We start from the raw sequence: 20,722 nt of genomic DNA, 5'->3' as shown, positions 1-20,722 counted from the left end.
GAAAGCGGTGTGTCAGTCAGCTTGGAAGTGGCTGACCTATCGCTTTCGCGGGCAAGCCCGCTCCCACAAGGGATTGGGTAGAGCCGCGGATAATAAGCTCCGGTAAAAAATCCAGGGTGCGCGTGGGGGCGGTATCGCCGCGCAGGCGCTTGAGCAAACAGTCAAAAGCGCTGGCGCCAATCGCTTGCGTCGGTTGGGCGAGGGCGGTAATCCCATTACCCACCAGCGGGTACCAGTCCAGGTCATCCAGGGCAATCAGGCCCACGTCGGTGAACAGCTCGCAACCCAATGCCTTGAGCGCACGTGTGCAGGCCAGCGCAGCAACACCGTTGGCGCAAAACAGCGCCTTGGGGCCGGGCTTGGCGAGAAAGGCTTGCAGACGTTTTTCCAGTTCGCCGTTCAGTTCAACCACGGCACCGGTCAACGCCGGGCGTTTGGCAATCTCGGTGGTGAAACTCTCCAGGCGCTCAAGACGCGAGCTGGTGCCGTCGGTGGCTTCGCTTACCAACAGCACGTCGCGATAACCCTGTTGCTCAAGATGCTCTACCGTAATACGCACCGCCGCCGGGTTGTCCAGGCCCACCAAGTCACTGTGCAACGGCTCGACCTTGCGGTCCACTAACACCAGGGGCATTTCCCGTTGCAGTTCCAGCAGTTGGTCGAGGTGATGGCCCAGGGTGTTCACGATCAACCCTTCGATGTTGTACGAGCGCAGCGCTGCCAGGTGCTGGCGCTCCTGCTCGTCATCGCGGTCGGTGTTGCACACCACCAGGCTGTAGCCGTGCTGGCGGCAGGCGGTTTCGACGCCGTGCATCACCGCGATGGAGTAGGGGTTGCGGATATCAGCCACCAGCATGCCGATCAGGCGCGTGCGCCCACGCTTGAGGCCACGGGCCATCTGGTTGGGGCGGTAGCCGAGTTCTGCGATGGCGTGTTCGATACGCAGGGCGATGGCATCGGAGAGCAGGGCGCGGTCATCGCCGATAAAGCGCGACACGCTGGCCTTGGACACGCGCGCTCGCTCGGCGACGTCGAGCATGGTCACGCGGCTGCGCTGGGCGGCGGAAAATGGAGTCACGGCAAAGCCTTTCTTATTGGAATGAGTAACGGGATGAAACCGGTTTCAGAAAACACTAGCCCATCGTCTTCGTCAAGAGAATCTTGGTCGTGTGAAGCCACTGGTCAGCGGGGAGATCCGACGAGCGGTGGTCCTACCTGTGAGTTTTGACAGTATCGGCTGGGCCAGAGGAGGTGTTCAATGGCGCCAACAGAACCTCTGGTATTGGCACGCTGAGAGCAGGGGGCGGTTTAGAAAATGCTTGAATGACGGGAGGTTTAAATGACTACTTCCACTACTGGCCAGAGTGCCAATGGGCCTACGGGCTCAGGAGGCATCCTTGTGCTTGAGGCGCCAACAGTCGTCGACGTATTACCAGATGGATTATTACCCGCTCGATTCAATTTCACTGATCTACGCATCTTGCTTGAGACACCTTGGGCGGTTTTGCCCGGCCCCGGAAGGTTTCAGTACGTGATTTTCGAATGGCATGTCCGAGGTGCCAGGTCCGTTGATACCCCGCACTTTGAGCTGCGTGGCCCACTGACGGATGCCGACTTCCCTCTGCCCATGACGATTCCTCAGGCGTTCCTGCTGAGCAGTGCCATCGTTGACCTGCGCTACCGGATTCATAACACCCGGCCAGATAGCCCGAGTGTCGATACCTCGTCGCCCGTGACGATCAGAATCGACCGCGACGCTCCAGGCGTCGGCTCGTTACTGGCGCCTGCCATTTTCCCGATCGATCCCATCACCCAACCCTATCTGGATGCAAATCCCATGGTGCGCATGGAGATCCCCGAGAGCTATCTCGGACGTGAAGTCGGGGACAAGGTGCTGATGTACTTTTCGGATATGAATATGCTGCCAACCGGCCTACCCACTTGGGTTTCGCCACCGCTGACCAGTGATAGCGGCCGCATTTTTGTGGACGTGCCCAATGACGTGTTCCGCGCCTACCCTGGCGCGCTATGGCTTTTCTGTTTTTATCGTTTGGAGGATCGCGCCGGTAATGTGAACCCGACCTTTTCATTGTTGGCGCGGGTCGGGTTGGCGACCGATCTTCCACCCATCCAGTTCACTCGGCCTGAATTTCCTCAGGCTTTGCTTCACCCAAACCGGTATTTGACCTGCAGCACCCAACCGCCAATCTGGTACGGAGTCGAGGTGGCAATCCCGGCAGACCCGAACATCCAGCACGGGGATTTGATCACGCTCAGGTTTCAGGGGTATGGCCAGTATCCGGACGTCGACCCAGATCCGAATGTTGTGGAAACCCTTGAGCATTACTGGGATGCAGTGGCGGATGCATCCGGCTACAACTTCTGGATTCGTGACGTCGAGCGCGTAATCCGGCCATTGAAAATAAATGCCGGTGGAGAGGCTCATTACCTTGTGTCCAGGAATCGAACGCCCATTGGCCGTTCAGCTTCCAGGTTTGTGCAGTTCGATCGTTTGGTGCCTACATCGCCACCACCGCCCAACCCGGTTTACTGCTGGGAAGGCGGCAATGGTCCCGAGCCCTGAGCCAGGGTGCGGTTTAGTAGAACATTTTGAACTGAATGTAGTTGGTCGAAGAATCATTCGGCTGAAGAGAGTGTGTCCCGGTTTCAGTCTCCTGGCCGTAACTCAAGTGACTGAACGAGCGTTTGCGGCCCGCCAGTGCGCGCGGTGCCTATTCTAAAGCAGCAAGGAGAGACTGAAATGAGTAGAAAACGTGGTTCGACTACGACGCCAGCGCCTTTGGTTCTCAATGCACCCACGATTGACGAGGCGTTGGATGATGCGACTGGCCTTATCTCGGCGGTCGTCGCCCGTGTTGGCATTAACGTTCAGTTACGGACCGGGACAGCATCAAGGGGCACGGACTGGATGGGCGTTGAAATCCGGGATATCACTGTGAGCCCGCCTACCTGGACCACCTTGGTGGCGCCTTATCAAATCAACCAGACGCCCGTTCCTCCGATAATCAGCAGGTTTATTCCCGCGCCGGTACCTGAATTTCCACATGGCTACTACGAGCTCAGGAATACTCAATACCGTAATCAGGCCGGCATACCAGGCCCCTCCCTTGACTCCTCCAACCCGGGTGCTTTTCGGGTTGATACCATTGCACCCTATGCCGTAGCGACTTCACGCGAGCAGCCGCTTGTTCCAGTCTTCGCAAATGTGCCGCCGGGCACGGTCATTAACGATGCCTTCCTGATCGATCAAGGCGGCGTGGAGATTCAGATCCCCCCGAATGACTTTGGTCCACAGACTGGGCGATTCGAAGCGGGGGATATGATTAACGTGTACTTCAGCCCGGTGATGGACCCGCGCCCCGAGTATCTGGTGAGTGGCTCAGGTGTGCCTATGTTGCCATCCCCTGATGTAAGCACTTTTTTCCTGGCCAGGAACCTGATTATCCTGAGCGGGCTATATTATATTTTCTACACCATCACTGACCGGGCAGGTAACGTCAGCCGTCCCTCGTTCAATGATTTTCGAACAGTCTCGTTGTTGGACGATCCGCAGCCTTTGGAGCCGTTCCTGCCCTTGGCGCCGGCACCACGTGCCGGCAGCACGGATGATCTTCTCGATATTCAGGATTATCGTCAGGGGATTGAAGCCCACGTTGAAGATTATCCTGACCACGCCACTGGCCTGGACAAGTTCGAGATGCAATGGGAAGCACAGCCCTTTGGGCCGCAAACCGCTGAGCTGGTTGATTTTCCGGTGGTCTTCAGCAACATGAATGATGCGATTAAAGACGCATATACCGCAACGCTGGGGCCGCAGACGGTGACCCTGCGCTACCGTATCGAACGAAATGGCGTGTTTTTCCCTTCTCCTGATAAAACGGTGCGGCTTGACCTGTCGGTGGAGGGGCCTGTTCTTCCAGGCACTCTTGAACCCGGCGATGTAAACCCAGCGCTGAACCTGGCGCAGGTGTTCGGCGGGGGGCCCACTCCGGAGCTGAACACCCTGCGCATTGGCGATGCGAATCAACCCGTCACCATTGTGATCCCGCTCTGGACCATTGCAGCGCTGCCCCATGCGAATAACGAGTTTGTCCTGTTGTGGGGGGCTACGAAAGAGCGAGTAGGGCCTTTCCCCCTCAGCACGACAGTGCCCGGAGCTGACGCGACGTTCACCATTCCTTGGGAGGTCGTTGCCCGCCACGGCAATGAGCTGCAGCCCGTCAGCTATGTGGTCATTGGCCCCGGCACCACGAATGAAAACCCGTCGGGCGTTACCATGGTCGACGTGATCGATGCAGTGAGGGTCGTACTGCCGCCTGCTGAGTTCTTACACCTTGACGCCAACGACGAGTGGAGTTGCCAATCGCTGCGAACCCGCGCGCCCGGAGCACCACCGACGCTTTACGCCGAGCTCTTCATTCCAGGCGATCCGAGGTTGGAGGTAGGTAATAGCGTGACGGTAACCGTTACGATCTTCAGTGAAGCCTTTGGCTTTCCACCGGGTCCATTCACGCAGACCTTTACCCACCCATCGTTGAGCCAAGGGGATAAGGACAATGGATTTGTCGTTGAAATTCCTTATCGTCCATTCCTGACCCAGTCCGTGCTTGGCCCTTGCGAGGTGACCTACTCAACGATCGTCAACACTGGGGCTACCGGTAACAGTGAATTGGCTGAGGTGTACACGGTATTTTCCAACCCTGAGACATACTGTGATGGGGGAACTATCGTAAGACCTTGAACTCAATGAAAAACGTTAAATACAAAAGGGAAGCACGGCTTCCCTTTTGTGTGTCTGACAGTTATGTATTGCTCCTTGTCGGAAAGACCTTCAGCTTCTTTGTTAAGTATGTTTTTCCAACACTCTAAAATATCAATCGCTACATCCATCTAAGATAAATCCTACAGCCATGGGTATGTTCGCTGCGTAACCTCTGCGCCGCACCGGTAAGGCTTCATTCCCAGGGAACGAGCCAAACCGTTTCGAAGGCTCCACCCAGAGGATGAACTCACATGCGACTGTTAACTGAATTCGAGCTCAAACCTTTGAGCAAGATGATGAAGGTTCCAACTATTACTTTTTTGATGTTTGCGGCTGTGCATTCCACCGCTCAGGCAGACCACCTGATTGGTGAGTCAAAAACCATTGGAAGCAACGAACTCAATAATGACTGGCAGCTGGATTTCAGATCTGAACTGACCGTCAATGGTGCTCGTGCCCAACATATCCTGGTCAACGATTCGGCACTGATTGTCAATGCGGGCAGCCGCATCAATGACATCCGAGCCACCCAAGGCTCTTTAGTGAGCCTGGACGGCGCCACCGTTGATTCAAGCCACGCAGTGTTTGGTGCGGTGCGTCTGGATGACAGCGATGCGCTTATTAACGGCAGCAACATCACCAGCCATACCACCATGGGTCTGCAAGCGTTCCAGAGTCACGACTCTGACAAGGGCGGGGTAGCCGAAGTATTCAATAGCACCATCCGTGGTCACATCGGTGGCGCAGTGGCGACTGGCAACAGCGAGCTGCACTTTAACGACCACACGTTGGTCGAAGGTACCGGCGTCGATAGTTTTGGCGTGTCGCTCGATGGTGCAACGGCAACTGCCAGCCAAAAAAGCAGGATTATCGGTGGCAAGAACGGCGTGGTGTTCACCAATGACCTCAACAGCGCGAATACGGGCAAGTTGGTATTGGATAACTCCAGCGTCGAAGGCCGCAGCGGTGCCGCCATTGCCGTCAATGGTTTTCCCGGCGAGGCCATGGCCGTTGAGATCGATATACGCAACGGCTCGACCTTGATCGGCGGTAACGGCTCATTGCTGGAGGTCAACGGCGGCGCCGTGGCGAGCATGAATGTCGATAACAGCGACCTACGTGGCAACGTTATCGTCGAGGACGGCAGCACGGCGCATTTGAGCTTGCAAAACCGTGCCGGGCTGACGGGCCAACTGCAGAATGTCACCAGTCTAGCTGTCGGTGATCAGTCTTATTGGGCGTTGACAGGCGACAGCCAAGTGGGCGCCTTGAGCCTCGCCGGCGGTACGGTGAAGTTCGGTGATACCGATGCGTTCTACCAGTTGGACGTAGACAGCCTTGAGGGTAATGGCACCTTCGTCATGGGGACCGATTTCGCCCGTGGCATTACGGACTTCTTGAACGTCGAGGGCGAGGCCAAAGGCGACCACAAGCTGTTGCTCGCAGCCAGCGGTGCGGAACCGACCAACCCGCAAGATATCCGCGTCGTTCACACCGGCGGCGGTGATGCACAGTTTTCCCTGGTGGGCGATGTAGTTGATGTCGGCGCTTATTCCTATGGCCTGAAAAAGGAAGGCACCGACTGGTTCCTCGACCCGAACAACCGTGTGATCAGCCCAGGTACCCGCTCGGTATTGGCGCTGTTCAACACCGCACCGACCGTGTGGTACGGCGAGGCGACATCCCTGCGTTCGCGTATGGGCGAGCTGCGTTTCGAGCCTGGACAGGCGGGCGTGTGGATACGCGGTTATGGCAACAAGTACGAAGTGTCCGACAGCACCGGGATTGGCTACAGCCAGAACCAGCGGGGCTTTACGCTCGGTGCAGACACACCCTTGGCCGACAGCCAGTGGCTGGTGGGCGTAATGGCCGGTCACAGCACCTCTGACCTGAACCTCAAGCGCGGTACCTCGGGGAACGTGAAGAGTTACTACCTGGGTGCGTATGCGACCTGGCTGGACGAGGAGAGCGGTCTGTATTTCGATGCGGTGGCCAAGGTTAACCGCTTCCAGAATGAGTCCAAGGTGGGCCTGAGTGACGGCACCTCATCCAAGGGCAAGTACAACAATACCGGTGGCGGCCTGTCGGCTGAGTTCGGTCGTAACATCAAGTTGGACGACGGGTTCTTTATCGAGCCTTACGCGCAAATGTCTACGGTGGTGATCCAGGGTGCCAATTACAGCCTGGATAACGGCCTGGAGGCCAAGGGTGAGCGTACGCGGTCGATCATGGCCAAGGCCGGCGCGACCGTCGGGCGGGATATACAGCTCGACTCCGGCAGTGTCGTGCAGCCTTATCTGCGCGCAGCGATGGTGCATGAGTTTGCCAACAACAATAAGGTCTCGGTGAACAACAATGTGTTCAACAACGACCTTTCCGGCTCTCGCGCCGAATTCGGGGCGGGTATGGCGGTGAAGCTCTCGCAGAACCTGCAGCTGCATGCCGACCTTGAGCACAGCAGCGGCGGCCGGGTTGAACAGCCTTGGGGCGCTAACGTAGGGGTGCGTTACACCTGGTAAAGACGTAACACACAACAACGCCCGTATCGAAAGATGCGGGCGCTTTTTTTTGCGAATAACATCAACTGGTCAGGTCGAAGTCGACGTCCAGGACGTGCGCATGCCCGTTAACATCATGATCGGTTGTAGCATGCAGCGTACCTCTGATTTTAATGACGCCGGCCGCGAGTCCCCGAATGATCAAAGTACCCTCAATGGCGCTCACTGTATAATGATCCTGGGGTAACTTTACTGAATACCAGACCTTAACATTCGTGAACTCTTGTTTTGCGAGGTCGATCTCCTGGCCTACCCGAACGTTATCGGGTATCTGAATGAATATTTCTTTTATGGTCACTGAGTTATCGGCGTGTCGGCCATTGATTCTATAGACAGCTTGTTCGAAGTCGTGCACCACGGTGGTGGTTTGAAATTCGATGGGGGATAAATCGACCTTCGCCTCGAAGAGGCCAGTCGCAGTAATTCGTTTGGGACGTAATGCCTTTTGTTGCGCCAAGGTTAACGGTTGCGCTAGTACGGTCATGATCGCTTCTCCATCGCTGATGATTGTGCGAGTAACAGAGGTCGGTGGGGCTCTGCCTTGTTCATGTAACAGCAGTGCATCGACGCCGTAAACTGTCAAAACTAACAGTATACAAATCTTGCTGCGTGTGGCTCTCTGGCGCCCGGCTTGCTTGGGCGTACGATGTATTAGATGCTTATTGACGGGCGTGTCTACTGTTAAGAATGACAGTCTGGAAATTTAACTCTGTTTAGATCCCCTACCGAAGAATCTCACATGATCGTACTTATCCAGGTTGAACTCATGAGCAACAACGCCATGCATTGATTGAAACGTCGCTGCGCATGGGGGGACGCCAGCCATCGATTAGAGCCTGCCCCCAAGACTGCCCAGGCGCTGAGGCAAGGCAGCGATATCAAAAAAAATATCAGCGACAAAGACAGTATCCGTTTTTGCTGCTCTGCACCGTTGCCGGCAAATACGCTGACCACAGCGAGTGCCATCATCCAGGTCTTGGGGTTTATCAGCTGCAAGCACGCTGAGCCGAACAGGCCGAGTCGCCTGTGCGCAGATTGCTCCCCTATGACATGTGGCGGTGCGCTGAAGATCTGCCAGGCCAGGTAACTTAGCCAGGCCATGCCGACCCACTGCATCGCCGTTTGCACTCTGGGCATCTGCGCCAGCGACTGGCCCACACCGGAACCCACCAGCAGCACAATCCCCGACGCCCCCACACCAGCCCCCAGAATAATGGGCAATGCAGCCTTGAAGCCGTAACGGGCGCTGTTGCTCAGCACCAGGATATTGGTCGGGCCGGGGGTGATGGAGGCGACAAAGGCGAACAGCATGAAAGGCACGAACGTGGACAGCATGACGGGGGACTCCGGCGAGCTCATTTAGAGCGCCCATCTTCACAAGCCCGGGCGTTACCGGTCTGGAAGATTTGTGCAGCGTTTGCGGTACGCGGCCGGTGTCAGCCCATAAGCCCGCATGAACCAGCGGCCCAAATGACTTTGATCGGCGAAACCCAGGGCCATCGCCACGTCTGCCGGTTGATCGCCCTTGGCCAATAGATACCGGGCACGGGCCAGGCGCAGTTGCACCAGATACGCGTGGGGCGGCAGGCCGAAGGCGCTCTTGAACGCGCGGCTCAGGCGAAAGCGGTCGACGCCGCAGGCCAGCCCGAGTTCATCCATGCCGACGTCCTGATGCAGATGGGCGTGCAGGTATTCCCGGGCCTTGTGCGCCACCTGCGGCAAACGTGGGTCATCGCGGTAGCGCATGCGCCAATAGAGCTGGCCGGTGAGGCGTTCCAGCAAGTAGTCCAGCGCGCTCTGCCGCACGATCCGCAGTTCGCCGTGGTGCAAACTCTCAAACGCCTGACTGGTGGCCAGGGCCAGGCGTGGATCGCTGGCCAAGGTGCGGGCGAAACTCAACTGATGATGGGCGGGTGCTTCCTCGAAGACACTGGCGATTTCCCGTTCCAGCCACTGCGGGTCAAGGTAGAGCATGCGGTAAGTGAAGCCGTCGACCGTCGGGGCATTGCCGTCGTGGAGTTCCCCAGGCTCCAGCAGGAATACCTGCCCCGGCACGCTGTCATGGCGCATGCGCCGGCAGTTGAATTGCTGCACGCCTTGTTCGGTGACGCCCACCAGGTAGCTGTCGTGCCAATGGGGGTCATACGCATGGCCTTCGAAATGCGCGCGCAGGGTCTCGATACCGGTGTCGGCGTCCTGGGACAAGTCGATCCAATTGTGCGCAGGCATACAACACCGAGGCGGAAAGTGAAGGGCTATTAGCGGCAACACCGGGGTGGGCGTCTAGAAGGTTTGTGCAGTCTAGCCAAACAACCCGGCGGCGATGTTGATCGAAAAGCCCAGAATAGCAGTGTTGAACAAAAAACCGATCAACGACTGCCCCAGCACCACCTTGCGCAGGCCACGGGTGGCGACGCCCACATCCGAAGTTTGTACCGCTACGCCGATGGTGAAGGAAAAGTACAGGAAGTCCCAATAGTTGGGCGTGAGCAAGCCTTCGGCAAAACGTAGGGCGGGCTCCTTGCCTGGCCAAGTGTAATAGAGCCTGGCGTAGTGCACGCTGAAAATCACCCCGATCAATAGCCACGAGCCGATCACCGTCAGCCCGGTAAAACCGTAGTGCAGCAGGCGCTCGGAAGCAGCCAGGTCCTTGCTGCCCACCAGTTCGAAGGTGATGGTCGCCAGGCTGGCGATGGCGGCAATGCACACCATGAACAGCACCAGGCCGGCGTTCTCGTCTTCGATTTCGGCGATGCGCTTGACGTCTTCGGCCTTGGCGCGAATGGTCAACCACAGCATCAGTATCAGGTAGGTCCAGACCCCGGCGTTCCAGCCGATCAGGATTTTGCTGGCAAGGGTGTCAGCCGGTACCAGAATGCCCACGGCAAGGCCCAGTACGGCGGCGGACGAGAGGCGAGGGTGGGTGCGGGCGAGGAAGGGCATGGTTGGTCACAGCTGGCGATAGTTGAGCAGACTGTACCTGATCCTGTGGGAGGGGGCTTGCTCCCGATTGCGGTGTATCAGTGCCAAATAGGCTGGCTGACACATTGCAATCGGGAGCAAGCCCCCTCCCACATTTTTTATCGCGTGCGGCGGGATTATTGCGCTTTGTGGCGCTTGCGCACCAGCTTCATCACCACCACAAAGAACACCGGCACAAACACCACCGCCAAGGTCGCCGTGATCATCCCGCCAATCACACCGGTACCAATTGCCTGCTGGCTGGCCGAACTGGCCCCGGTGGCAATTGCCAGCGGCACCACGCCGAGGATAAACGCCAGCGAGGTCATGATGATCGGTCGCAGTCGCAACCGCGCCGCCTTCAAGGTGGCGTCGATCAAATTCTCGCCCTGGTCATACAGGTCCTTGGCGAACTCGATGATCAGGATCGCGTTTTTCGCCGACAGGCCGATGATGGTGATCAGGCCGACCTTGAAGAACACGTCGTTGGGCATCCCGCGCAAGGACACCGCCAGCACCGCTCCCAGTACGCCCAGCGGCACCACCAGCAACACCGAGGTCGGGATCGACCAGCTTTCATACAGCGCGGCCAGGCACAGGAACACGATCAGCAATGACAGGCCCAACAGCAACGGTGCCTGGGAGCCGGACAAGCGCTCCTGCAACGACAAGCCCGTCCATTCCTGGCCCAGCCCGGCGGGCAACTGGCTGACCAGGCGCTGGATTTCGTTCATGGCCTCGCCCGTGCTGTGCCCCGGCGCCGCCTCACCGCTGATGGCGATGGCTGGGTAGCCGTTATAGCGGGTCAACTGCGTCGGGCCCTGGGTCCACTTGGCTTCGACAAAGGCCGACAGCGGCACCATCTTGCCGGCGTTGTTGCGCACGTTGATCTTCATCAGGTCGGCCACCTGGCTGCGCTGGTCGCCTTCGGCCTGCACCACCACCCGCTGCATACGGCCCTGGTTGGGGAAGTCATTGATATACGCCGAACCAATCGCCGAGGAGAGCACATTGCCGACGTCGGCAAACGACACGCCCAAGGCATTGGCTTGCTTGCGGTCGACTTCCAGTTGCACTTGCGGGGCTTCGGCCAGGGCGCTTTCGCGCACGTTGGCCAGGATCGGGCTTTTTGCCGCAGCGTCCAGGAGTTCGGTACGCGCGGCCATCAACCCGGCATGGCCGACGCCGCCACGGTCCTGCAAGCGGAACTCGAACCCGCTGGAGGTGCCGAGGCCGTCCACCGGCGGTGGCAGAATCGCGTAGGCAATCGCATCCTTGAGGTCGCCAAAGGCCATGTTGGCGCGGTCGGCAATCGACGCTGCCGAATCATCACTGCCGCGCTCCGACCAGTCCTTGAGCGTGGTAAATGCCAGCGCCGCGTTCTGTCCGGAGCCGGAGAAACTGAAGCCCATGATCATGGTGGTGTCACCCACCCCCGGCTCCTCGGCGTTATGCGCCTCGATCTGCTCGGCCACCTGCACCGTACGGTTCTTGCTGGCACCTGGCGGCAGCTGGATATCGGTGATGGTGTAGCCCTGATCTTCCACCGGCAGGAACGAGGAGGGCAGGCGGCTGAACAACAGCCCCATGCCGACCAGCAATACCAGGTAGATCAGCAGGTAGCGGCCGCTGCGCTTGAGGGCATAGGCCACCCAACCTTCATAGCGATTGGTGAGTTGGTCAAAGCGCTTGTTGAACCAGCCGAAGAAACCACCCTTGGCATGGTGCTCGCCCTTGGCAATCGGCTTGAGCAAGGTGGCGCACAGGGCCGGCGTCAAGGTCAGGGCCAGGAACGCCGAGAACAGGATCGAGGTGGCCATCGACAGCGAGAACTGCTGGTAGATCACGCCCACCGAGCCCGGCATGAATGCCATCGGCAAGAACACCGCCACCAGCACCAGGGTAATACCGATGATGGCGCCGGTGATCTGGCCCATGGCTTTCTTGGTCGCGTCCTTGGGCGAGAGGCCCTCGGTGGCCATGATGCGCTCGACGTTTTCCACCACCACAATGGCATCGTCCACCAGGATGCCGATGGCCAATACCATGCCGAACATGGTCAGCACGTTGATCGAGAAACCCAGCAGCAACATGGTGGCAAAGGTGCCCATCAGCGCAATCGGCACCACCAGCGTGGGGATCAGGGTGTAGCGCACGTTCTGCAGGAACAGGAACATCACCGCAAACACCAGCGCCATCGCCTCCAGCAAGGTGTAGACCACCTTGGTGATCGAGACCTTGACGAACGGCGAGGTGTCGTACGGAATCTTGTATTCCACGTTGGCTGGGAAGTAGCGCGACAGTTCATCCATCTTCGCCCGCACCAGGGTTGCGGTGCTCAGCGCGTTGGCGCCCGGCGACAGCTGCACGCTGACGGCGGTGGACGGCTTGCCGTTCAGACGGGTGGAGAACTGGTATTCCTGGCTGCCGACTTCCACCCGTGCCACGTCGCCGATGCGCACGGTGGAGCCGTCGCGGTTGGCCTTGAGCACGATGTCGGCGAACTCCGCCGGGGTCGACAATTGCCCCTTGACCAGGATCGCCGCGGTGATTTCCTGGGTGTTGGTGCCCGGCAAGTCACCAATGCTGCCTGCCGAGACCTGGGCGTTCTGCGCACTGATTGCAGCGTTGACGTCCGCCGGCGTGAGGTTGAAACCGATCAGCTTCTGGGGGTCGATCCAGATACGCATCGCCCGCTCGGCGCCATACAACTGGGCCTTGCCGACGCCGTCCAGGCGCTTGAGCTCGTTCATCACGTTGCGCGCCAGGTAGTCGCTGAGCGCAACGTCGTCGAGCTTGCCGTCGTTGGAGGTCAGGGTCACCAGCAGCAGGAAGCCGGCGGAGACCTTTTCCACCTGCAAGCCTTGCTGGGTCACGGCCTGGGGCAGGCGCGGCTCGACGACCTTGAGGCGGTTCTGCACATCCACCTGGGCCATTTCCGGGTCGGTGCCCGGCTGGAAGGTCGCGGTGATCGTCGCCGAGCCCAGGCTGCTCTGGGATTCGAAATACAGCAGGTGATCAGCGCCGTTGAGCTCCTGCTCAATCAGGCTGACCACGCTTTCGTCCAGGGTCTGGGCAGAGGCACCCGGGTACACCGCGTAGATTTCCACCTTCGGTGGCGCGACGTTGGGGTACTGGGCCACCGGCAACTGCGGGATGGCCAGGAAGCCGGCCAGCAGGATAAACAGGGCCACCACCCAGGCGAAAATCGGGCGGTCAATAAAGAACTGCGGCATGACGGGTTATTCCTTTACGAGCGGGCTGTCGTCCACTTCAACTTTTTCGCCGGGGCGTGCATGTTGCAGGCCCTCGACGATAATGCGATCGCCTGGCTTGAGGCCGCTGCTGACAATCCAGCGATCTTCGATCACCGCGCCCAATTCCACCGGCTGCTGGCTGACGGTCTGCTCGGCGTCCAGCAGCAACACCATCGGGATGCCGGCGCTGTCACGGGTGATGGCACGTTGCGGCACGCTGATGCCTTGCTTGTCCACGGCCTGCTCCAGGCGCACCCGTACGAAACTGCCGGGTAACAGGTCCAGATCCGGGTTGGGGAACTCGCTGCGCAGCGTGATTTGCCCGGTGCCCGGGTCAACGCTGATCTCGGCGAACAGCAGTTTGCCCGGCAACGGGTACAGGCTGCCGTCGTCCTGGATCAGGGTGGCCTTGGCGTGGTCCTGGCCGACCTGTTTCAGGCTGCCGGCACGAAAGGCGCGGCGCAGGTCGTTCAACTCGCGGGTGGACTGGGTGAGGTCGGCGTGGATCGGGTCCAGTTGCTGGATGATCGCCAGCGGCGTGGCTTCGTTCTGGCCGACCAGCGCGCCTTCGGTCACCAGGGCACGGCCGATGCGCCCGGAAATCGGCGCGGTCACGGTGGCATAGCCCAGGTTCAGCCTGGCGCGCTCGACGGCAGCCTTTTGCGCAGCAACCTCTGCGTTGGTCTGGCGCAGGGCGGCGCGGGCGTTGTCGTATTCCTGGCCGCTGATGGCGTTGCCTTCAACCAACTGGCTGTAGCGCTGCTCTTGCAGGCGGGCCTGGAACGCATTGGCTTCGGCCTTGCTCAGGTTGGCCTGGGCGCTGTCCAGGTCAGCCTTGAAGGGCGCCGGGTCGATGCGGAACAGCACGTCGCCCTGTTTCACATCGTGACCTTCCTTGAACACACGCTGCATGACCACACCGGCCACTCGGGCACGCACTTCGGCAATGCGCGGCGCGGCGATACGCCCGCTCAGTTCGCTGGTAATGGACAGGGGCTTGGCCTGCAGGGTTTCGATGCGCACTTTGGCCAGGGGCATTTCCGGCGCCTCGTCTGCAGACTGACCACACGCGCTCAGCGCCAGTGTGAGGGCCAACAGGCAAAACGGCGCAAATAGATTCTTCGACATGCTCTTATCCCAATATTGACTGGCGCATCCTAAAGTCACCTGCGCCGTGGTGCTGTGAAGCTGTGTAGGTCGTGTGTGAAGAAGTGTAAGGTACGGCGCGCGTGGCGTCGGGGGCGTATATCCTTGCACAACCTTGCTTACAATGAAGATCAAATGTGGGAGGGAGCAAGCCCCTTCCCACATGGGATTTGTGTACGACTTATCAGTGTATTTTCTGGAAACACCCTATGCCCAACATCCTTCTGGTCGAAGACGACGCCGCACTCTCCGAGCTGATCGCCAGCTACCTGGAACGCAATGGCTATCACGTCAGTGTGCTCAGCCGTGGCGACCACGTACGCGAACGTGCGCGTCTCAACCCGCCGGACCTGGTGATCCTCGACCTGATGTTGCCGGGCCTGGACGGCCTGCAAGTCTGCCGCCTGCTGCGCGCCGACTCGGCGGGCTTGCCGATCCTGATGCTGACCGCCCGCGACGACAGCCACGACCAGGTGCTGGGCCTGGAAATGGGTGCCGACGATTATGTGACCAAACCCTGCGAGCCGCGCGTGCTGCTGGCCCGGGTGCGCACGCTGCTGCGCCGTAGCAGCCTGTCCGAGCCCCAGGTGGCCAACGACCGGATCATCATGGGCAACCTGTGCATCGACCTGTCGGAACGCACCGTCACCTGGCGCGAGCAGGCGGTGGAGCTGTCCAGCGGCGAATACAACCTGCTGGTGGTACTGGCGCGCCACGCCGGTGAAGTGCTCAGCCGCGACCAGATCCTGCAACGCCTTCGCGGCATCGAGTTCAACGGTACCGATCGCTCGGTGGACGTAGCCATTTCCAAGTTGCGGCGCAAGTTCGACGACCACGCCGGCGAGGCGCGCAAGATCAAGACCGTGTGGGGCAAGGGTTATCTGTTCAGCCGCTCCGAGTGGGAATGCTGAACCATGTTCCGTGTGCTGCTACGCCTCTACCTGATCACTATCGTCACCTACAGCGCAGCCATCTTTCTGATTCCCAAGCTGGTGATCCAACTGTTCGAACACCGCTACATGGACTACAACATCGAGCAGTCCCGTGGCCTGCAAAAGCTGATGGTCAAGCAATACCAGCGCGCACCGGTGGAGCACTGGTCCCAGGTGACCGACCAGTTGAGCCGCGATTTTGCGCCATTGAAGGTTGAACTGTTGCTGCGCCAGGACGCTCGCTATACGCCGCAGGAAGAACAACTGCTGGAGCAAGGCAAGTCGGTGATCCGCCTGGGCGAGTGGGGCTGGATGGAAGAAATCAGCTCGCCGATCAACCAGCAGTTCGCGGTCAAGCTGACCATTCCGCCGGACCCGCTGGACATGAACCTGCTGTACTGGTCGATGAACGTGCTGATCGGCGCGGCGCTGCTGGCGTGCCTGCTGGTGTGGCTGCGCCCCCACTGGCGTGACCTGGAGCGCCTCAAAAGCACCGCCGCGCTGTTGGGCAAGGGCCACCTTGGAGAGCGCACGCGCCTTCCGCCCAGCTCCAGCATCGGCAGCCTGGCGACGGTGTTCGACACCATGGCCGACGATATCGAGCACCTGCTGAACCAGCAGCGCGACTTGCTCAATGCGGTCTCCCACGAACTGCGCACACCGCTCACCCGCCTGGATTTCGGCCTGGCGCTGGCGCTCTCCGAAGACTTGCCCCAGGCCAGTCGCGAGCGTCTGCAAAGCCTGGTGGCGCATATTCGCGAGCTGGATGAACTGGTGCTGGAATTGCTGTCCTACAGCCGCCTGCAAAATCCTGCGCAATTGCCCGAACGGGTCGAGGTGGCGCTCGATGAGTTTATCGACAGCGTGCTGGGCAGCGTCGACGACGAGCTGGAAAACCCCGAGATTGTCATCGACGTGGCGCTCGACTGCACCGTGGAGCGCTTCAGCCTCGACCCGCGCCTTACCGCCCGCGCCTTGCAGAACCTGCTGCGCAACGCGACGCGCTATTGCGACAAACGCATTCAGGTGGGGGTCAAGGTGTGTCCCAACGGCTGCGAAATCTGGGTGGACGACGACGGCATCGGCATACCGATGGACCAGCGCGAGCGCATCTTCGAACCGTTCTACCGCCTGGACCGCAGCCGCGACCGTGCCACCGGCGGCTTCGGCCTGGGCCTGGCGATCAGCCGACGTGCCCTGGAGGCCCAGGGCGGCACCTTGACAGCCCTGGCCTCGCCTCTGGGCGGAGCGCGGTTTCGGGTGTGGTTGCCTACTCGAGCCGATTAGAAAATCCGCGGGGAAGGGCGCACACTGTGCGACCCGCTCTACCCGAGGAGAGATTGGCAATGACTGGTGTCCACACGTCCGCTCAACAGGGTTTCTCGACCCAGGCCGTCACTTACGCCCAAGGCCGACCGGACTATCCGCGCCAACTGACCGGTTGGCTGGCCGAGGCGCTGCATATCAATTCGCAATCGACGGTGATCGACCTCGGCGCCGGCACTGGCAAGTTCACCCGCTTGCTCAGCAGCCTGGCACCGACCCTGATTGCGGTCGAGCCAGTGGCACAGATGGGCGCGCAGTTGGCCAAACTATTGCCGGATGTACGCCTGCTCGACGGCACCGCCGAGTCCATCCCCTTGGCGTCCGCCAGCGCCGATGCCCTGGTGTGTGCCCAGGCATTCCACTGGTTCTCCACCCGCGCCGCACTGGCGGAAATTCATCGCGTGCTCAAGCCTGGCGGGCGACTGGGGTTGGTGTGGAATGTGCGCGATGAGTCGGTGGACTGGGTGGCGGCAATCACTGAAATCATCACGCCGTATGAGGGGGACACCCCGCGTTTTCATAGCGGGCGTTGGCGGGAAGCTTTCACCGGTGAGTATTTTGGCACCCCACAGATGACCTGCTTTGCCTATCAACATGTGGGCAGCCCGCAAGAAGTGATTATGGATCGTTTTCTCTCGGTGAGCTTTATCGCAGCGTTGCCGTCTGCGGAAAAAGCCAAGGTCACCGCTCAGTTACGCACCTTGATCGCTACCCATCCCAGCCTGCAAAACCGCGATACCGTGGCCTTCCCATATCAAACTCAAGCTTATCTGTGTGAACGTCTAAGCTAAAAGGCATAAAGTCAGATCACATTGGTATAAGTGGTTATAAGAAAAATCGCTATCCTGCGGCCAGAAATTTATAAGGCCGCGGGTAGCTGTAATGGATGTAGGTAATTTTGGTTTCGTGGTTGCCGGCCTGATCGTAGGTTTTATCGTGGGCATGACTGGCGTAGGCGGAGGCTCATTGATGACCCCGATCCTGTTGTGGTTCGGCATCAATCCGGCGACTGCCGTGGGCACTGACTTGCTGTATGCCGCCATCACCAAATCCGGTGGCGTGCTGGTGCACGGCAAGAACAAGAACATCGACTGGACCATCACCGGCTGGCTCACCCTGGGCAGCGTGCCCGCGGTGTTGTTGACCTTATGGTTCCTTGCCAGCTTGCACACCGATCCCAGCGCGATGAACGCGGTGATCAAGCAGGCACTCGGTGTGGTATTGCTGCTGACGGCCCTGGCGATCCTGTTCAAGAAAAGCCTGTTGGCCTTTGCTCAGCGACATGCCGGTGATGACTACCACATGCGCCCGCGCAACCTGAACGCCCTGACCGTGGTGACCGGCGCGGTCCTTGGCACCATGGTAGCCCTGACGTCCATTGGCGCCGGGGCCCTCGGCACGGTGGCGCTGTTTATCCTCTACCCATTCCTGGCCACGCGGCGTCTGGTCGGCACCGAAATCGCCCATGCCGTGCCCCTGACCCTGGTGGCGGGCCTGGGCCACGCGAGCATGGGCAATATGGACTGGCATCTGCTGGGCTTCTTGCTGATGGGCTCGTTGCCGGGGATCTACTTCGGCAGCCATATGACCGGCAAGATCTCCGACAGCGTGTTACGCCCGTGCCTGGCGGTGATGTTGATGGCGGTGGGGTACAAGCTGGCGTTCTGAGCCGCATGTGCTCCACATGTGGGAGGGGGCTTGCCCCCGATTAGCATAGGTATCTACACATCTTTTGGTACGGCGCTACACCCTGTGGGAGGGGCGGTGCGACGATTCGACTTGCTCCCGATGGCTGCCTCAGGGCCGACCAGGATGTTGGATTAGACCGAGTACATATCCGTTATTTAGGTAACGGCTGATATTGGTTCCGCTTTTACAGCGGCTCACTTTTGAAAAGAGCGCAAAAGTAAGCAAAACGCTCTTGCCCCACCACTCGGCACCTCGCTTTGGCTCGGTGTGCCCGTAATCCGCCATGGATTTGGGGGGCCGCCGCCACGCGCCATCCATGGCGCGGGGCGGCTAAACCGGCATCCCTGCCGGTTTACCCCCCAAATCCCTGTCGAATTCCGGCCAGCGTGGTTTGACGGGGCGCCTAAGATCAAGATCAAGAGCGGCTCGCTTCGCATCGTGGTTACGGTCGGCAGCTACAAAGTTGTGTAGATACCTATGCCCCGATAGCGGTAGTTCAGCCAAGGAATTGGATACTGACCCACCGCTATCGGGAGCAAGCCCCCTCCCACAGTTTGACCCAGATCAACTTCAGGCCTTCGCCGGGCCGTTGCCGATTTGCCACACAAACGGTGGCTCTGTCCCGTTGATCACCCAGTCGCCCACGATCCGCGCCTTGTAGATCATCGGATTGTGCGAAGACACCGTCCGTGCGTTGCGCCAATGCCGGTCCAGCGCCTTGCCTTGGCGCACATCCGAGGCCCCTAAGGCGTTGAACAATTGGCTGGTGGCACGCTGGATCAAATCCGAAACCACCACTTGCGCCGTCGCCGACTCAATCTCAGCCGCCACATTGGCTTCGTGTTCGGCCACGTCATTGCCGCCAAAGCGCGCCAGATAAGCCCGTTGCGCCGGCACTGCGGCCTTCAACGCGCTGGCCTGGGCGGCGTATACCAACGCGGCGACTTCGCCCACCACCTGTTGCACCTGCGCATCCTGGCTGACGTGCGTTGCATTGCCATGGCTGTAGATGCGCTGGCGGTTGCGCACCTGGTGGCCCACGTCGATGAGCGCAGCGCGACCGATACCGGCCAGTGTCGCCAGCAACACCAGTTGGTAGAACGCAGTCTGGTATTTGAAGCGGGTGGCAAAGTCGATCAGGTTTTCAGTTTCCACCACCGCGTCGGTAAACCGCGAGGTGCCGCTGCCGGTGGTGCGCTGGCCAAAGCCGTCCCAGTCATCGCTCTGCACTACGCCTGGCTGATGGGTGCGGGTGGCGGCGATCACGGCGGCGCCGGTGTCACTGCGTTGAGCGTAAACATCGATCCAGTCCGAGAACAGGCTGCCGGTGCTGTAGAACTTTTCGCCGTTGAGTTTCCAGCGGTCGCCGTCAGGGCTGACCTGGGTCACCACCTCACCGATGGCCACCGTGCCGATTTCGGTCCAGGCGCAGCCGACGATATCGCCATCGACAAAACGCTTGAACCACAGATCACGGCTTGCGCCGGGTGGCGCATTCAGGCGGTCTTCGGCAAATGCGAAGTGCCCGCGCAGGGCCTGGGGCACGTTGGAGTCGGCCGCTGCCAGTTCGATCAACAGTTCAAACAACTGCGGCAGTGACGCGCCATCACCGCCGTATTCCACCGGCACCCGCACCGCGCCAAAACCAGCGTCCTTAAGCCATTGAATCGGTTCGTAGGGCAGTGTGCGGCTGTGCTCGCGCTCAACCGCACCCTCGGCGATGCGCTGGAAGATCGGCCGAAAACGTGCGGCCAGCGCAGGGTAATCGGCGCCGGTAGACAGCGGGTTGATGACCTGATGTTCAGTCATGGGTAGGGCTCCTGGCAGTGATCGAATGTGCTGGAGATTGCACAGTTCGTGCCGGGACTTTGCTCCCCTGTTTGCGGTACGAGAGGGTGATTGGGTGTTGCTCCTGCAACAGCAGATCGACAAACCGCTGCGATCGGTGACATTGCCGGCAGGCTGATCAGATATCCGTTTTTTAACGCAGCGCCCATGGCGCGGGCATTTGCGGGTGACTGGCACGCTTGCTGCGTAAGCTACATGACATCCATTTGTGCGAGGTACCGT

Annotated in this window: 15 protein-coding genes; 7 read left to right on the top strand and 8 right to left on the bottom strand. The window is 59.7% G+C overall.

Annotated elements, in window-relative coordinates; all coding sequences use genetic code 11:
• Positions 1-16: 16 nt before the first annotated feature.
• Positions 17-1,078: a LacI family DNA-binding transcriptional regulator gene (locus tag JH25_RS25025; RefSeq protein ID WP_032875832.1), complete on the bottom strand. Its 1,062-nt coding sequence runs from the start codon at positions 1,076-1,078 to the stop codon at positions 17-19.
• A gap of 261 nt (positions 1,079-1,339) precedes the next feature.
• On the opposite strand from JH25_RS25025, the gene JH25_RS25030 reads away from it, so the two are divergent.
• The 3 genes from JH25_RS25030 (at position 1,340) to JH25_RS25040 (ending at position 7,302) form a co-directional block, all read left to right on the top strand.
• On the top strand, positions 1,340-2,584 hold the full coding sequence (locus JH25_RS25030; RefSeq protein ID WP_032875830.1) for a hypothetical protein: 1,245 nt from the start codon (positions 1,340-1,342) through the stop codon (positions 2,582-2,584).
• A gap of 177 nt (positions 2,585-2,761) precedes the next feature.
• Positions 2,762-4,762: a hypothetical protein gene (locus JH25_RS25035; protein WP_032875827.1), complete on the top strand. Its 2,001-nt coding sequence runs from the start codon at positions 2,762-2,764 to the stop codon at positions 4,760-4,762.
• Positions 4,763-5,034: 272 nt separating this feature from the next.
• Entirely contained in the window at positions 5,035-7,302 is a 2,268-nt protein-coding gene (locus JH25_RS25040; protein ID WP_032875824.1) for an autotransporter outer membrane beta-barrel domain-containing protein, read from the top strand.
• 61 nt (positions 7,303-7,363) lie between these two features.
• Here the strand turns inward: JH25_RS25040 and JH25_RS25045 are convergent, their stop codons facing one another.
• From JH25_RS25045 to JH25_RS25070, 6 genes are all read right to left on the bottom strand, one after another.
• Positions 7,364-7,825 carry a hypothetical protein gene (locus JH25_RS25045; RefSeq protein ID WP_032875821.1) on the bottom strand — a complete coding sequence of 154 codons (462 nt, stop codon included), beginning with the start codon at positions 7,823-7,825 and terminating at the stop codon, positions 7,364-7,366.
• A gap of 251 nt (positions 7,826-8,076) precedes the next feature.
• The gene (locus JH25_RS25050) at positions 8,077-8,676 is read right to left on the bottom strand and encodes a LysE family translocator (RefSeq protein WP_032875818.1); all 600 of its coding nucleotides are present in this window, start codon (positions 8,674-8,676) and stop codon (positions 8,077-8,079) included.
• A 54-nt stretch (positions 8,677-8,730) separates the two neighbouring features.
• Positions 8,731-9,570 carry an AraC family transcriptional regulator gene (locus JH25_RS25055; protein WP_032875816.1) on the bottom strand — a complete coding sequence of 280 codons (840 nt, stop codon included), beginning with the start codon at positions 9,568-9,570 and terminating at the stop codon, positions 8,731-8,733.
• A 72-nt stretch (positions 9,571-9,642) separates the two neighbouring features.
• A complete protein-coding gene (locus JH25_RS25060) occupies positions 9,643-10,284 on the bottom strand; it encodes a DUF1345 domain-containing protein (RefSeq protein ID WP_032875813.1) in 642 nt (213 codons plus the stop codon).
• 155 nt (positions 10,285-10,439) lie between these two features.
• Complete coding sequence (locus JH25_RS25065) at positions 10,440-13,538, bottom strand: efflux RND transporter permease subunit (protein WP_032875810.1); 3,099 nt, start codon at positions 13,536-13,538, stop codon at positions 10,440-10,442.
• 6 nt (positions 13,539-13,544) lie between these two features.
• On the bottom strand, positions 13,545-14,687 hold the full coding sequence (locus JH25_RS25070; protein WP_032875807.1) for an efflux RND transporter periplasmic adaptor subunit: 1,143 nt from the start codon (positions 14,685-14,687) through the stop codon (positions 13,545-13,547).
• Between the two features lie 227 nt (positions 14,688-14,914).
• On the opposite strand from JH25_RS25070, the gene JH25_RS25075 reads away from it, so the two are divergent.
• The 4 genes from JH25_RS25075 (at position 14,915) to JH25_RS25090 (ending at position 18,631) form a co-directional block, all read left to right on the top strand.
• A complete protein-coding gene (locus JH25_RS25075; RefSeq protein ID WP_005788610.1) occupies positions 14,915-15,616 on the top strand; it encodes a response regulator transcription factor in 702 nt (233 codons plus the stop codon).
• Positions 15,617-15,619: 3 nt separating this feature from the next.
• The gene (locus JH25_RS25080; RefSeq protein ID WP_032875804.1) at positions 15,620-16,924 is read left to right on the top strand and encodes an ATP-binding protein; all 1,305 of its coding nucleotides are present in this window, start codon (positions 15,620-15,622) and stop codon (positions 16,922-16,924) included.
• A 59-nt stretch (positions 16,925-16,983) separates the two neighbouring features.
• A complete protein-coding gene (locus JH25_RS25085) occupies positions 16,984-17,754 on the top strand; it encodes a class I SAM-dependent methyltransferase (RefSeq protein WP_032875803.1) in 771 nt (256 codons plus the stop codon).
• 91 nt (positions 17,755-17,845) lie between these two features.
• The gene (locus JH25_RS25090) at positions 17,846-18,631 is read left to right on the top strand and encodes a sulfite exporter TauE/SafE family protein (protein ID WP_032875800.1); all 786 of its coding nucleotides are present in this window, start codon (positions 17,846-17,848) and stop codon (positions 18,629-18,631) included.
• Positions 18,632-19,222: 591 nt separating this feature from the next.
• Here JH25_RS25090 and JH25_RS25095 read toward each other — a convergent pair.
• Positions 19,223-20,461, bottom strand: coding sequence for an acyl-CoA dehydrogenase family protein (locus JH25_RS25095; RefSeq protein ID WP_032875797.1), 1,239 nt, complete (start codon positions 20,459-20,461; stop codon positions 19,223-19,225).
• Between the last annotated feature and the right edge of the window lie 261 nt (positions 20,462-20,722).

Origin of the sequence: Pseudomonas sp. BRG-100 (genome assembly GCF_000737955.1) — a bacterium.
GTDB classification, from domain to species: domain Bacteria; phylum Pseudomonadota; class Gammaproteobacteria; order Pseudomonadales; family Pseudomonadaceae; genus Aquipseudomonas; species Aquipseudomonas synxantha_A.
Note: the sequence above shows the minus strand (reverse complement) of the source record. Positions and strands in the feature narration are given on the sequence as shown.